At 55.5% G+C, this 14,455-nt stretch carries 11 protein-coding genes and 1 pseudogene; 2 read left to right on the top strand and 10 right to left on the bottom strand.

From position 1 onward, the window contains the following. The 8 genes and pseudogenes from RW114_RS21015 to RW114_RS14945 all read right to left on the bottom strand — a co-directional run. Positions 1–144 (bottom strand): IS4/Tn5 family transposase DNA-binding protein (locus tag RW114_RS21015; protein ID WP_422614784.1); only part of this gene is annotated, 144 nt, incomplete at its 3' end. Positions 145–165: 21 nt separating this feature from the next. Next, complete coding sequence (locus tag RW114_RS14975) at positions 166–2,421, bottom strand: non-ribosomal peptide synthetase (RefSeq protein WP_340123566.1); 2,256 nt, start codon at positions 2,419–2,421, stop codon at positions 166–168. A gap of 12 nt (positions 2,422–2,433) precedes the next feature. Beyond that, entirely contained in the window at positions 2,434–2,646 is a 213-nt protein-coding gene (locus RW114_RS14970; protein ID WP_340123565.1) for a hypothetical protein, read from the bottom strand. A 220-nt stretch (positions 2,647–2,866) separates the two neighbouring features. Further along, the gene (locus tag RW114_RS14965) at positions 2,867–4,471 is read right to left on the bottom strand and encodes an MBL fold metallo-hydrolase (RefSeq protein ID WP_340123564.1); all 1,605 of its coding nucleotides are present in this window, start codon (positions 4,469–4,471) and stop codon (positions 2,867–2,869) included. A 228-nt stretch (positions 4,472–4,699) separates the two neighbouring features. Next, the gene (locus RW114_RS14960) at positions 4,700–10,012 is read right to left on the bottom strand and encodes an amino acid adenylation domain-containing protein (protein ID WP_340123563.1); all 5,313 of its coding nucleotides are present in this window, start codon (positions 10,010–10,012) and stop codon (positions 4,700–4,702) included. A gap of 50 nt (positions 10,013–10,062) precedes the next feature. Beyond that, entirely contained in the window at positions 10,063–10,632 is a 570-nt protein-coding gene (locus RW114_RS14955) for an ankyrin repeat domain-containing protein (RefSeq protein ID WP_340123562.1), read from the bottom strand. Positions 10,633–10,843: 211 nt separating this feature from the next. Continuing rightward, positions 10,844–10,963 (bottom strand): annotated as a pseudogene (locus RW114_RS14950) (transposase); the annotation flags it as partial. Positions 10,964–11,016: 53 nt separating this feature from the next. Beyond that, a complete protein-coding gene (locus RW114_RS14945) occupies positions 11,017–11,322 on the bottom strand; it encodes a hypothetical protein (protein WP_340123561.1) in 306 nt (101 codons plus the stop codon). Between the two features lie 24 nt (positions 11,323–11,346). On the opposite strand from RW114_RS14945, the gene RW114_RS14940 reads away from it, so the two are divergent. After that, entirely contained in the window at positions 11,347–11,844 is a 498-nt protein-coding gene (locus RW114_RS14940; protein ID WP_340123560.1) for a hypothetical protein, read from the top strand. Positions 11,845–11,848: 4 nt separating this feature from the next. Here the strand turns inward: RW114_RS14940 and RW114_RS14935 are convergent, their stop codons facing one another. Next, on the bottom strand, positions 11,849–12,934 hold the full coding sequence (locus RW114_RS14935; RefSeq protein WP_340123559.1) for a hypothetical protein: 1,086 nt from the start codon (positions 12,932–12,934) through the stop codon (positions 11,849–11,851). A 134-nt stretch (positions 12,935–13,068) separates the two neighbouring features. Beyond that, complete coding sequence (locus RW114_RS14930) at positions 13,069–13,824, bottom strand: hypothetical protein (protein ID WP_340123558.1); 756 nt, start codon at positions 13,822–13,824, stop codon at positions 13,069–13,071. Positions 13,825–13,907: 83 nt separating this feature from the next. Here RW114_RS14930 and RW114_RS14925 point away from each other — a divergent pair, with 83 nt between their 5' ends. Then, positions 13,908–14,168: a hypothetical protein gene (locus tag RW114_RS14925; RefSeq protein WP_340123557.1), complete on the top strand. Its 261-nt coding sequence runs from the start codon at positions 13,908–13,910 to the stop codon at positions 14,166–14,168. Positions 14,169–14,455 lie beyond the last annotated feature (287 nt).

Raw genomic sequence — 14,455 nt, 5'->3', positions numbered from 1 at the left:
TTGCGTCTCTGCCCAACCTTGACATGATTCAGGTATGCTTGATTTTGGCGACTTGGCTAGGTTTTCGATTAGCTTTATGGCTCTATTCTTTAGTCGTTTATCACCTAAATCTAAATTACGAAATTCTCTATTTGCCCAATTCATAGCTAAAATGATTCTACTTTACTAAATCTTAACAACTTGTGTGTAAGGAGATGGGACGATCCCAGGCTTCGGATCGTTCCGGCAGCGCCACGCAGTGACATCGACCGCCGCTTCGGTCGGGCCGTATAAATTATGCAGCACGGCGGCAGGCAGGCAGTTTTGCGCTCGCACTTGCAGCGCAGGCGGCAGGGCTTCGCCGCTGCACAGTATCCGGCGCAAGGACCGGCACTTTTCCGCATCGATATGCTCCAGAAATAGCTGCAACATCGACGGCACAAAATGCAGCGTGGTGACGCCGGTCTGTTCGATCAAATCCATCAGGTATTGCGGCTCCTGATGGCCCTTGGGTTTCGCCAGGACTAATCCGGCGCCCGCCAGCAGCGGTAAAAAGAACTCCCAGACCGACACATCGAAACTAAACGGCATTTTTTGCAGCACCCGGTCGGCGGCGCTCAGACGATATTCGCTTTGCGCCCATAACAGGCGGTTGACCACGCCGCCGTGCTGGTTCATCGCCCCTTTCGGCCTGCCGGTCGAACCGGAGGTGTAAATCACATAGGCAAGATGGCCGGGCGTCAGGCCCAGCGCCATGGGGTCGGGATTGTGATCGGGCTCGCTGTCGATAGCTTTGGCATTCTCCTGATCGTCCAACACGATCATCGGCATCTGTGCTGCATCCGCCGTAGGCAAGCGTCCTAACAAACCGCGTTGGGAAATCAGCGCCGCCGGTAAGCAATCGCCGAACATATATTCCAGGCGTTCGGCCGGATAATCGGGATCGAGCGGCACATAAGCCGCACCGGCTTTAAGAACCGCCAATAAGCCGACCACCATGTCGAAACCGCGCTCCAGACAAATTGCGACGCGGTCTTCACAGCGCACACCCAGCGACAGCAGACGATGGGCCAGTCGGTTGGCGCGACGGTTCAATTGCTGGTAACTGATGGTTTGGCCCTGATAAAGCAACGCGCAGGCTTCGGGGGTTTTCCCGGCTTGCCGCTCGAACAAACGATGAATCAATTGCTCAGAACTGTAATCGGTTGCGGTAGCGTTGAATTCGTCCAGCAGTTGCCGGCGTTCCTTTAAAGGCAGCAACGCTAAACGATTTAACGGCGTAGCGGAATTATCGGCGGCGGCCGTCAACAGCATTTGCAGATGTCCGGCCATTCGGGCAATCGTCTCGGCTTCGAATAAGTCGGTGCTGTATTCGAAACTGCCGAGCAGCTTGCCGTCGCGTTCATCGATAAACAAGCTCAGGTCGAATTGGGCGATCCGGTTGTTCATCGTCAACGGCGTCACCGTCACATCCTGCATCCGAAAATCCGGCAGCGGCACATTCTGCACCGCCAGCATCACCTGGAACAAAGGCGTATGGCTGGTGTTGCGGACCGGACTCAGCGCTTCCAGCAATTGGCCGAAAGACAGCTCCTGATGGTTTTGATCCTGCAGAGCCTGCTCGCGCAGTTGCAACAGCAGTTGCGAAAACGTCATATCCGGTTCCAGCCGGCAACGCAGCACCAGCGTATTGACAAAAAAACCGATCAACGCCGCGGTCTGGCTTTGACTGCGCCCGGCAACCGGATAACCGATGCAGATGTCCCTGCTGCCGGTATAACGGTACAGCAGCGCGTTGAACGCGGCGGCCATCACCATGAACAGCGTGACCTTGTATTGTTTGGCCAGTTCTTTCAGCGCACGACTCAATTCGGCGGAAAATCCGAAACCATGCACCTCGCCACGGTAGCTGGGCACCGGCGGTCTTGGCCGGTCGGTCGGCAATTCCAGCAACGGCGGCGCGCCTGTCAGTTTATGCCGCCAATACTCCAGATGTTTGGCCCACTTCTCCTGCTGCCCATGTTGCCATACGCAATAGTCTCCGTATTGAATCGGCAACTCCGGCAAGGCCGGCGGCTTGCCCTGGCTGTATGCGCGATACAATGCGGCAACTTCCTGCATCAGCACGCCGACCGACCAGCGGTCCGAGACGATATGGTGCAATGTCAACAGCAGAATATGCCGCCGCGGACCCAATATGGCCAGCAGCGCCCGCAGCGGCGGCTGTTCGGCAAGCCGGAACGGAAGCCGGATAAAATCGTCGGCGCAGTGTTGGAACTGTTCTATCGCCCTGTCCGGGGCGATATCCGCAAGATCCTGGCAAGCCAGCGGCAAGCCTGCGCTGGGCAACACCTGCTGACCCTCGGCGACAAACCGGCTACGCAGGATTTCATGGCGCCTGACCACCTCGTCCAGACTGTGCTGCAAGGCTTGCATATTCAACAAACCGTCGAATTACACGGCTCCGGCAACGTTGTAAATAGGATTATCCGGTTCCAGCTGCGACATGATCCACAAGCGCTCCTGCGAATACGATAAAGGTATCGGTTGGCCGGCGCTACGTTTGGCGATTACGCCGTCGGCCGTGGCGTCGGTTCTTCTGAGTCTGGCGATCAGCTGCGCGCGATTAGCTTGCTGCTGCTTATTCTGTATCGTTGTATCGGTCATGATTTTTCTATCCTCGTTCCCACGCGCTGCGTGGGAATGCATTGCAGGACGCGCTGCGTCCCGTATTAGTAAGATGCCTGATTTCTATACGCTAATCGTGACTCACGGCGCAGCGCGCCTTGACTGCATTCCCACGCAGCGCGTGGGAACGAGAGAACGCATGGGAACGAGAGCTTTCGTGCTTTTCGTGCTTTTCGTGGACAAATCGTCGGTTTTAGAATCAATCGCCCAAATGAATCTCGTCCCGTCCGTACAACCTGCGCGCATCGGCATAACCTCTACGCCGGCAGGCCTCCAGCACCTTGCCGATTTCCCTGATATAGGCGTCGTCGTCTTCCGACTCCAGGGCCATGAAATATTGCAGCCAGGGTTCGCGGCCTATGGCATAGATATAAACCCGCTCGGTTTGCACGGCATCCAGCAAGTTCATAGCCGCATCGGCATCGCTGCCTTTCGAGCGCCGCGACTGGCAATGCTTGTGCTCGGGCAGTTTCGGCAGCAACGGCCCGTACACCCAGGACAACGGCGCGCCTATGCATTCCATGCCTAAAAATACGGTCTGGATGGGACCGTACTCCGCGCACAGATTCTCGTACATGCGCCGGTCCAGGCAGTTGGAATCGGCGGCAAACAGCAGGCGCTGCTCACCGGCGCTGATCAGGTAAGCGCTTTTGGAAAACGGCAGGTCGTTATGTTCGCCGAGAAACGGCGCGGCAACGAAAGCACCGCCGGGAAACGGGGTAGTATCCAGCGGATCGACTTCGATCACATCAGTAAAACCCAGCTCGCGGGCCAGCAGCTTCATCGAAATGTCGCCGTAGAAAATGCCGGAGCTTTTCGGCACCACCAGACAACCGATTTTGTGCCGAAGGCGCAGCAATGTTTCAAATACGTAGTGATCGTGATGAACATGGGTGATCAGCACATAATCGATATGCGGCGGCAAGTCCTGAAAGCTGTAACGGTCGATGCCGCCCTGGCTGGGCTGCACGACAATAAACGGGTCGATCAGAATCGCAACGCCGTTATATTCGACCAGCACGCTGGCATGCCCGAGATAGCGCACCCGTACGCCGCTGCCTCGCCAGGCTTCGGCTGTGCTCGGCGGTTGGTCGGTCAGCAGCTCGATCAGCTTTTTGTCGTCACCGACATCGAGTCCCAACACCTCGCGTATATAAGCCAAGGATTGCGGCCGGCTATCCAGTTTGAACAGTTCGTCGATTTTCGCTTGGGCAAACGGTATGGTCCATTCGATGCTGTCGTGTTCCGGCAGGCGCGGCGTACTCATGTAATAAGGCCGGGCGCGGTCATGAGTCTGGGTAAACAGGCGTAGCGATTGCAGGTGGTTTTTGTAATGCGGACTCTTGTAAAACAGGCTTTCGATGCAGCGCACGATAGGCCGGTTGTTGTAGTCGTACAGCAATTCGACACAGCCGCGCATCGACTCCGGCAGCATCGCGTAATACGGCTCCAGGCTTTGGCCTGCGGCCTCCCGGTCCAGCAGGTTCTGGAAGTCGATCAAATCCTGCGCCATTTGCAGGTTGCCGCCGTGTTCGCTGTCCATCCGTTCCAGCATCTTCGCAACTTCCGCCGTTCGCTCGACCGGAATATTGACAAACGCGCCGCCCAGCAACTTGGAATTGGCGCTGGACTTGACATGAATCTCGGGATTTTTCAGATACGAAGCCAGGTTTTTCTTCTGGTAGTTCAGCATGTGCAGGCTGTAAGGCACCGGCGAAAAGGTATGCGGCCAGGCCACCCAATTGTCGACCAGCGCCTCCACCGCAGTGGAGTCGGCAAGGCGGTACAGGGTTTTATCGTTCATGATGTTGTTCTCCGGTTATGTGCTAGTTTGGCCTCGTTCCCACGCGCTGCGTGGGAACGCATTGCTGGACGCGCCGCGTCCCGATTTGTCCGATCTGCATTTTCGATGTGCTAACAGTGACTCGCGGCGCAGCGCGCCTTGACTGCATTCCCACGCGGCGCGTGGGAACGAGAATAAGTTTCGTGCTTTTCGTGGACTAATTGATTTTTCCAGATTTATGCGCACCGCTTATTCCACAACCTCAAGCGGCTCTATCACCTGGTATTCCGCCATCCGGTCGACAAACTTGGCGACGGTCGCGGCCTCGAACAGAATATTGACCGGCACCTCGATATTGAACAGCTCCTGCACTTTTGCCGTCACCTGCACGCCGGACAATGAATGGCCGCCCAATTCGAAAAAGTCGTCATGAATGCTCAGCTGCTGAACACCCAGCACTTCCCGCCAAATATCGGCCACCGCCTCTTCCGCCTCATCGCGCGGCGCAACATACGACGCTGCGTTGTCGGTCGGGTTTGCCGACGCGGGCAACGCGTTGCGATCCAGCTTGCCGTTGGCGTTCAACGGCATCGCGTCCAGCCAGAGCCAGGCCGACGGCAGCATGTACTCCGGCAAACGGTGCTTGATATGCGCTTTTAAATCGTCCGTATCCGTCGTATTGCCGGATTCCCCGACCAGATAAGCGGTCAGGCGCTTATTGCCCGGCACCTCCTCGCGAACAAGGACGGCCGCCGCCTTTATCGACGGATGCCGCAGCAGACAGACTTCTATTTCGCCCAACTCTATCCGGTAACCCCTGATTTTGACCTGCTGATCGAGACGGCCTAAAAACTCGATATTGCCGTCGGCCAGATAACGCGCCCGGTCGCCGGTTTTATAAAGTCTGCCGCCTGCCGCACCGAACGGATCGGGGATGAACTTTTCCGCCGTCAGCCCGGCTTGATCGAGATAACCGCGACTGACGCCTGCGCCGCCGACCAGCAATTCCCCGGCCACGCCCACCGGCAGCAGTTGCAGCGCATCGTCCACCACATAGATGCGCATGTTGCCGATCGGTTTGCCTATCGGCACGAGAGCCTTATCTTGCGGCTGCGTAACCGCGTAAACGCTGCTCCACACCGTGGCTTCGGTCGGGCCGTATTCGTTGAACAAAGCCGTATCCGGCAGGCGTTTGCAATGCAGTTCAGTGAGAGGATGGGTGCAGGCTTCCCCGGCAACGACGACGGTATTCAAGGTTGTCAGCGCGACCGTCGGCACATGCTCCAGCAGCAGTTCATAAAGCGACGGCAGCGCCAGCAGATGCGTTACCCGACGGCGTTCGATCAGTGCGCCCAACGCGGCCGGGTTCTTGATCTGGTCATCCTCAGGCAAACACAAACAGCCGCCCTGGCTCAGCGTCCAGAAAATCCCCGCCACCGAACTGTCGAACGCGAACGACGACAGCAGCAGATAGCAGCCGACCGTCTCCTTATAATAGGCATTTCTGGCTCGGGTCGAATGCATCAGGTTGCCGTGGCTGACCACCACGCCTTTAGGCTTGCCGGTCGAACCCGAGGTGTAAATGACATAGGCCGCATGGTCTGCATGCAGCGGTATTTCCGGATTATCGCTGCTGTAACCGGCATAGGCGTCAATTTCGTCGACGCATATCGTCGCCATAGTGCCGCAGTCGAGACCGGGCAGCAACGCGGTGCCGGTCAACAGCCACTCGCAACCGGCATCCTGCAGCAAATAGGCCAGCCTCTCTTTGGGATAAGCGGGATCGACCGGCACATACACCGTACCGGCTTTGAGTATCGCCAAAATCCCCACCAGCAGCTCAGGACAGCGCGGAATGCACAAGGCGACGCGTTTTTCCGGCTCCGTACCCTGCGCCCGCAGCCTCTGCGCCAGACGGTTGGCCTGCGCATTGAGCTCGGCATAACTAAGACGATGTTCCCGGTAAACCAGCGCGACGGCTTGCGGGTGCTGCCGGGCAACGGCTTCGAAAACACCGTGTATCGTGTTGCTGCGCGGATAATCGATGCCGGTTGCGTTCCATGTCGCCAGCTGTTTGCGCTCGGGCGCGGTCAGCAGCGGCAGTTCCGACAAGCGGCTGTCGGGATCGGCAAGTATGCCGTGCAGCAGGCATTGGAAATGTCCGATCAGCCTTAACACCGTGGCGCGGGACAGCAGGTCGCTACGGTACTGGAACGAAGCGGCCAGACCCTTCTGGGTCTCCGCCATCAGCAAGGCTATATCGAATTGCGCGGCGACCTCATCCAGCGCATAGCTTTCGGCCGACAAACCCGCCCAATCCAGCGCGATGCCCGGTATGCCCAGCGCCAGTTCGGCAGCATCGGATGCGCCGCCACTTTGCAGCACGAACCAGGATTGATAAAACGCCGACGCTCCGTGCTCGCGCTCGGGCTGCAATTTTTCGACCAATAGCGAAAACGGATAATGCTGATGCGTTAGTGCGCCCAGCACGGTCGCATTGACTTCGGCCAGATAATCGCTAAAACGCTGCCCGGCAGTGGGGTGCGAGCGCAGCGCCACTGGGTTGACGAAATAACCGACGGTATCGGCGAACTCCCGTTTCGGCCTGCCCAGCGTCGGCGAGCCGACGATGATGTCCTGCTGGCCGCTGTAGCGGTACAGCAGGGTTTTGAACACGGTCAGCAGCAGCGTATACAGGGTTGTGTGCTGCTCGGCGGCCAATCGTTTGAGCTGTTGCAGGGTATCCGCTGCGATAGTCAGCGTTTCCGTTAGTCCCCGGCATGACGGCGAACAGGCGGTTTGCCGTTCGCCAGGCAGAACCCGTTTCGGCAGCTCGCCGGACAACTGCCGCTGCCAGTATTGCCAATCCTGCTCGGCGCGCCGATCGGCTAGATACGCCGATTGCCAGGCCACATAATCGGCATAACTGGCCGCAGGCTTGGACAAATCCTGAACCTGCCCCAGATAACCCGCCTTGAATTCTTCCAGCAGCACCGACAACGAGCGGAAATCGACGACGATGTGGTGCGCGCAAAAGGCCAGCACATGATCGTCGTCGGCACAGCTGAACAAGGCGGCTTTCAATAGCGGCCCGTGCTCCAAATCGAACGGTTTGCGCGCGAAATCGGCGATAGCTACACCGCGTTGCCGCTCGTCGTAACAATGCACACTGACCAACCAGGGCCTGGACTCCGCCAACGGAATACGCACGGTCCGGGTTTGCCCGTTAAGCCGAAAGCCGCTGCGTAATTGCGCATGACGCTCAAACAATGCAGCCAGTGCGCCGTTCAATGCGGTGTTATCGAGCTGGGTGCGAATGTGCATTGCAACCGGCATATTGTATAGCGGACTGTCTTTTTCTATCCGGTTGACGGTCCACAGCGCCTGCTGTCCGAACGATAACGGCTGCTCGTAGTCTTCTGTCGCAACCACCGGCGCGATTTGAACCTGGATGACTTTCGCCAGCTTCAACGCCTGTTCCGCGCAAGTTGCCAAAGAGTAATTGCCGAGCAGCTGCGCCACCGACAAATCGATAGCCAGCAACTCGTCGATGAAGTATTTCAGTTCCACCGCTTTCAGCGAGTCCATGCCCAGACTCGGCAATGATTGCGCCATATCGACAGTATCGATCGCCAAGCCGGACAAAGCCGCCACTTTTCCAGCCAGAGTCTGCGCCAGTAAACGCACACCCTCGGCATCGGCAACCGACAGCAAGGCCTGCCGCAATAAAGTCCGCTCCAGGCCAGCCGCCGGTTTAGCCGCCGACTCGTTGCCGCATAGGTTTTCGCCGTCCAGCGTATCGACGGCAACTGTTTTAAAATGCTGCTGCTCGAAGGCCAGCCGACAAGCCGAGCGCCTGATTTTACCGCTGCTGGTTTTCAGGATCGAACCCGGCTTCAGCAGCATCACGGTATCGGCCTTTATGCCGCATTCCTCGGCCAGCCTGGCGCGTATCGCGGCAAACTCGCCCCGGTAATCGGACTGTCTTAAGCGGTTGCGTTTCAGTTCGGCCAACACCACCAGTTTTTCGCCGTCGTCCCCGTTCACCGCAAAGGCTGCCGTACAGCCGGGGTTTAACGCAGCAGCCGTCGCCGCTTCGGTTGCATATTCCAGGTCGTGAGGGTAGTAATTGCGGCCGCGGATGATGATCAAATCTTTCAAGCGTCCTGAAACGAACAATTCGCCGCCCTCGATAAAGCCCAAATCGCCGGTGCGCAGCCAGCGGTTTTGGCTGTTTGCATCGTCGACAAACGCCTGCCCGGTGGCCGACGCATTTTGCCAATAGCCAGAACTGATGCTGGGGCCGCCGAGTTGAATCTCGCCGATTTGATCGCCTCTGCACGGCTCGCCGGTCCCGGTATCGACAATGCGAATCCGTTGCGCGGCGTCAGCATCGATACCGCCGCAGCCGACCAGCCGGCGGGTCCGGTTATCGCCGTTGATGGCCGGATGCACCTCGCCTTGTTCCAGGCCGGCCTTGTAAAAAGCCGCCACCGTAGGTTCCGCATTTTTATCGCCGCCGGTAGCCAGCAAGGTTGCTTCCGCCAAGCCGTAACAGGGATAAAAAGCTTTGCGGCTAAATCCGCAGGCTGCGAAAGCGTCGGTAAAACGGTCCATAGTGTCGGGGCTAACCGGTTCTGCGCCGTTGAAAGCCAGCCGCCAGCTGCCAAGATCCAGCCCGGTCTTTTCTTCGGAGGTTATTTTCCTGGCGCACAGCTCGAACGCAAAATTCGGTCCGCCGCTGGTATGGGCGCGATAATCGCTGATCGCTTGCAGCCAGCGGACGGGTTTTTCAAGAAACGCCATCGGCGACATCAAAATGGCGCCGGCTCCGCAATACAAGGTCTGCATGACATTGCCGATCAAGCCCATATCGTGGTACAGAGGCAGCCAGCCGACCACCGTCGAATCGGCGTTGTGGCCGAAGCGCCGCTTGATCAGCTGCTGATTCGCCATCAGATTGCCGTGGCTGATTATCACGCCCTTCGCGTTGCCGGTGGAACCCGAGGTGTATTGCAGAAAAGCCGGATCATGCTCATGCAAGGTCGGCAACCGCCAGGCGCTTGCGTCGACGGCGGCAGGATTGTCGGTAATCAGCCATCGTTTATCTAACAAACCGGCGCTGTCGACCGCAAACTGGCGCACCGCATCGGCTACGCTCTGCGTGCCGAGAATCACCGCCGCCTGGCTGTCATCGATGATCGCCTGCAACCGCGGCATGTGCCGGCCGTTGGTCGGCGGATAGGCCGGCACCGCAATCAAACCTCCGTAAAGACAGGCGAAAAACGCCGCGATATAGTCCAATCCCGGCGGATACAGCAAAACAGCGCGCTCGCCCTGCAACCCCAGCGCCTGCAACTGCGCGGCCAGCTGTCTGGCCTGCAAATCCAGCTCGCCATAAGTCATCGACTTGAGCGGTCGTTCGCCGTTTTCCAGGAACGTATAGGCCATGCGATGCGCTTGCCGCTCCGCCCGCAACCGCAATAATTCAACCAGTGATGCGGCGTTGTCGATCAGGGTATCCTTACCGACACCGTCAAGGCTGTGCTGTTTATTTAACATATCTGCTCCACCTTCTTCGAATGAGATTGTCTGTTGAATTGCGGCTGCGATTAGGCTGCCGAACGCCTGGACTGATAATCGGCAGCAAGTTCCAAATCGGTCGGCACATGAAAACCCAGCAGATCCCGGCAATAACTTCGCCAGTCATCCGAAACTAGGTCAAACACCACATCCTCCCCGTGCCACATCGACGCGGTGACACTAAAATCCTGATGCAAATAGACCACGGCATCGTTCGCCAACGTTTGCCGCGATCGCCATCCAATCGGCTTGCGAGCGAATGCTTTGACCGGATAGGCTTTGCAATACGGACGGGCAGACATCTCTGGCGCAATGCCGCTGTTTTGCTCCGCCTGCTGCAACAGGCTTGCGACTTCCACCTGCGCGGCCGCCAGCGCGATTTGATAAGGCGTCCTGAGATCGCGACCGCTATTGACTGCATTGGCTCCGGCTTCGAGCAACAGCCGGACAATAGCCAAATCGCCCCGACCGGCCGCCCAGTTCAATGCCGTCCAACCGTAATCGTCCTTTTGCTGCAAATCATCGCTGTCTTCAATCAAGGCATGCACCCGATTAAGGTCGTCCGTTTTCGTGGCTTCGATCAGCTGTGGCTTATTCATCAACCGTTCCTTATAAATAGGTGAAATATTCAATCATGTTAAAAAACCAAAGGAATTTATAACATCACCGAACTGAGCTGAATGGCTCTAACACACAGTAGACGATTGACTGTAATTTTTTCCTCATAGCCGATTTCGCAACTTCTCATTAGCCACAATGTGAACCGCTCAAAGCGGGTTAATTTATGCGCCACCTAAAGGTGACGGTGCCTCAAAATAAGTCGAGTTGCTCTATTCGCTTGTCCTCCTCTTCTTGATGCTTGATGTAATTTCTTACCGTTTCCTCATCCCTGCCAACTGTTGAAACGTAATACCCTCTTGCCCAGAAATTAAGTTGTATTAAGATAGGCATTAGCGCAACTTTTCGTACCTGGGTTTACCACCCTAACCACGGAAAGCTGGAATCAGAAAAACAATAAATCGGGGGCTATTAAAATGGTTATGAAACTGAACTTTAGATTCCTCCTTACCTGCATGGCGGTAGCGGGGTGCATTTCCACAGCCCGCGCCGCCACCTTTGACGACTTCAACGACGGCATTGACGATGGTTGGAGACGTTATAATCCGATACCCGGAAAGTTCTCGTTTCCCATAGAGTCGGGTAGCGTGGCTTATAAAATGGAGAGTCCATGGGGCAGTCTCCTCAGCCCTGGCCGCATCGGCAGCATAAATATGAATGAGCCGGCTCATACGAAATTCCACGTGGAGGCCGACTTGCTGAATTGGACCTACAACTGGGGAGAGGACATTGGACTATTGGCGCGGATGCAGGAGCCTATCCCATCGTTTTTTCTTCCCAAGGGTTACGCCTTGCTGCTAAGGAACGATAAAGATGGGAATCCTGCCTCACGCAGGTTGATGATTGTTAAAAGCATGGGCGGAATCTCTTTTCCCGTCTTTCTGACTAAAGGCCAGGGCCGTTTGATGAGGCCGGCTCCTGACCCATCCGGCGATTACCGGCTAAAGTTCTGGTCATCCGGGGGCTTTCTCTGGGGCCAGATCATTGATAAGAGCACCGGATCAGCAATAATGATGTCGGATGGCACCACCTACACAGATCGTATTTCTGCGGCGGAGGACGAAGCTTATACCAGCGGAAGGAGTGGCTTGATTGCTTATGTCCACATTGTGAGTTACAGGGCGGAGGGTGTGTCCCCAACCTTTGATAATTTCTATTCCGGCACGGACGCGCCCTCGGCACCGAGTCCGTAAATGCTCACTTCGCCGCAGGGGCAACGATGCATAAATTGTATTGGGCACGACCGGTCTCAAACATGATAACTCGATTTACAATGTCCTCGGCACTGCTTTGCCCTATCGGACCGGCGGTAATGCGGCCGGTTGCTGCGCTAACCAGATGCACGTAGTTCTGGTGCGGCCCGTCGGCAAGAGTTGAATTGATTAACAGCTCGGTTTCATCCTTCTCCTGCATTTTTACCGGAGCCGCACTGCCTGGATTGCAGGCGCCGAAGAAAATCAGGCCGTCTGCCGTTACCAGCGAACTCAGGGATTTTGTAAAATGAAAGAACCGTTCCGGGGATATTTCAACAGATGTCTTTTGCTCGAACAGCGATTCGCGGCAAATGAGTTCGCAGAGATCGAGCCGGTATCCGCGCTGCTGTACGGGGCTTGTAGCCAGTTGCTCCGGCGAGCAGTAACGTTGAAAACAGACATGATCCAGCGACTGTAGCTGTTTTTCCAGTTCCTTAAGCCGATGCCAGATGTCAGTCGATTTCATCGGCGCCAACTCCGGCCAGCGCAAGGCCATATAGTCGCTGAATAGACGGTTTTTTTCGGTATCATAAATGATGGACAGCACATGTTTAAGTCCCGGCTGCGCTTCGGAAAGCTGAAGCAATTCGCCTTTGCCCCCCGTTATCTGAAAGTCTTGCCAAAATACGACATTTTCCAGCACCGGCCCGTCAAAACCGCCATGACTGATAAAAATAACCCGGTCGTAAGGAGGCGATTGCTGCATCATTTGTTCGACCTGCCGGTAATAATCCGTCCAGCTCCAGACATCCCGTAGCTGTTTAACAGTCGCATTGAACCGGTTGCGATAAAAGGCTTCCAGCGTGCGGGCGGGTTGCTCGGACCACCTTGGGCTCTCGGTCGTGTGCGGTTCCCTGCTCAATAAAGGCACAAGCAGCACCCGGCTCGGCGGTTGCTGCAACTTCAAGTCGCTCAATCTTCTATAGGAGGATCTGCACGATATTAGGTGACTTTCATCACTGTAAACATCGGCTGCACTCATCCACAGCAGCAAAGAAACCAAAAAACGGATGCTCACGATATTGTTCACAGTAACACTCCCATCAAGGTTGGAAATACGTTTTTAAAGGGGTTGGAAACCCCGTGTTGTAAATCAACGCTACCCGCTTTTCAGCCTTCAACATGGACTTTACCAGCCCAATCCGGGATTGGCACAGTAGGAGCCTAGTTTGAATTTTTTGCGATAAAAACCGACTTTCCTGCTTTGGCTGAGATACGCTGGTATTTGGCGTAAGCGGTGCCGGCAGAACTGCGCAATTCCGCTTCACTCGCCTGGTTTGCAAAACCACGTGCAATCGCTTCCAATACGTAGGCTTCCGGCGCCATGAAGCTAAAAGTGGTCACCACCGGCTTTGAACCTGCGGCCTGCAAATGCTCAGAGAAAAACTCCTCGCTCATGCAGGCCAGGACAACGGCTTGTTTATTATGCCCGGCATGTTTTGGAAAGCGTTCTATGATGGGCAGATTTTGTTCATCCATCAAGCCGTCATGGCCGATGAACACCACCATTTCACGCTCTGTCGCATTGGGCGGAGTGGCTGCCTGTTGCATAAAGTCAAGCATCGCCCGGTCAATCCGGCTGCCGCGATAAGCATCGGCGGTAACGGTGAGCTGGTCCTTCCAGGCAAACTGGCAGCGTTCTAAGATAGTGTCGCTAATATCTTTTTCGCAACCCAGCTTTCGCCAGCCATCCGCCTTGCTCAAAAAGGTTTTCACGCCGTAAAGCGCACCCCAATAGAGATTGGTGCCCGGATCATCGCCATTGCCGATTTTCGCAGGAACCGGCGCGATGCCTTGCGATACGTTGTCGACCAGGGACACAATCACATAAATATGCGTGTTTGGCGCGGCTGTGGCACAAGGCGGAAACAGCCCAACAAGCAGCATGCTGGATAAACAAATAGAGCGCAGGATAATCATGTGTAGTAACCCGACAGGTGGCAATTAAATTTCATTTGAATATAGCTTTGTTTTAGGGCAGTTCGCAATAAATAAAATACACGATGAATCAACCAAAAATACGACTGCATGGACAGATTTTTGCTCCATGCAAAATCTGCATTCCCCACATCCCTGTGGGTTATGCAGGAGGTAGAGCAACGCAGGAGCAGTTGCCGAGAACGCAGATGACGCTGATAGTTATGAATAACGCAGATTTTTTATGGCTTATCCTAGAAAAATCATTTGATCCACGAAAAACACAAAAAGCACGAAAATATTCAAAGAGATACCAAGTTGTAGATCGTCACCCAAAGGGTGAATGACTGCGTAATACAACATACTGGTTTCTTTCGTGTCGCCTAGAGGCGCCTACTTTTGGCTTTCGTGCTTTTCGTGGACTAACTGCGGTTTTTAAGATTATCCGTGTTTATCATAATCATCCGCGTCATCTGCGTTCCATTCTATTTGTGGTTTATTTTTTGCGAGTTACCTAGGATCATAAGACCGTAGATACCGTCTTACCGCACCAAAAGCAAGCGATAATCCATTCGGTGCATTATATGCTATCGCTAATGCGCTCTACGAATATGCCTTACCGCGTTGACTAAAT

The organism is Methylobacter svalbardensis, assembly GCF_037671525.1.
GTDB classification, from domain to species: domain Bacteria; phylum Pseudomonadota; class Gammaproteobacteria; order Methylococcales; family Methylomonadaceae; genus Methylobacter_A; species Methylobacter_A svalbardensis.
The sequence above is the reverse complement of the archived record's forward strand: the minus strand, read 5'-3'. Positions and strand labels throughout refer to the sequence as shown.

Coding starts and splice junctions, on each gene's coding strand:
- RW114_RS14960 (WP_340123563.1), bottom strand. CDS start 10,012: ATGTTAAATAAACAGCACAGCCTTGACGGTGTCGGTAAGGATACCCTG.
- RW114_RS14965 (WP_340123564.1), bottom strand. CDS start 4,471: ATGAACGATAAAACCCTGTACCGCCTTGCCGACTCCACTGCGGTGGAG.
- RW114_RS14945 (WP_340123561.1), bottom strand. CDS start 11,322: ATGAGCCGGCTCATTCATATTTATGCTGCCGATGCGGCCAGGGCTGAG.
- RW114_RS14930 (WP_340123558.1), bottom strand. CDS start 13,824: ATGATTATCCTGCGCTCTATTTGTTTATCCAGCATGCTGCTTGTTGGG.
- RW114_RS14925 (WP_340123557.1), top strand. CDS start 13,908: ATGAATCAACCAAAAATACGACTGCATGGACAGATTTTTGCTCCATGC.
- RW114_RS14970 (WP_340123565.1), bottom strand. CDS start 2,646: ATGACCGATACAACGATACAGAATAAGCAGCAGCAAGCTAATCGCGCG.
- RW114_RS14955 (WP_340123562.1), bottom strand. CDS start 10,632: ATGAATAAGCCACAGCTGATCGAAGCCACGAAAACGGACGACCTTAAT.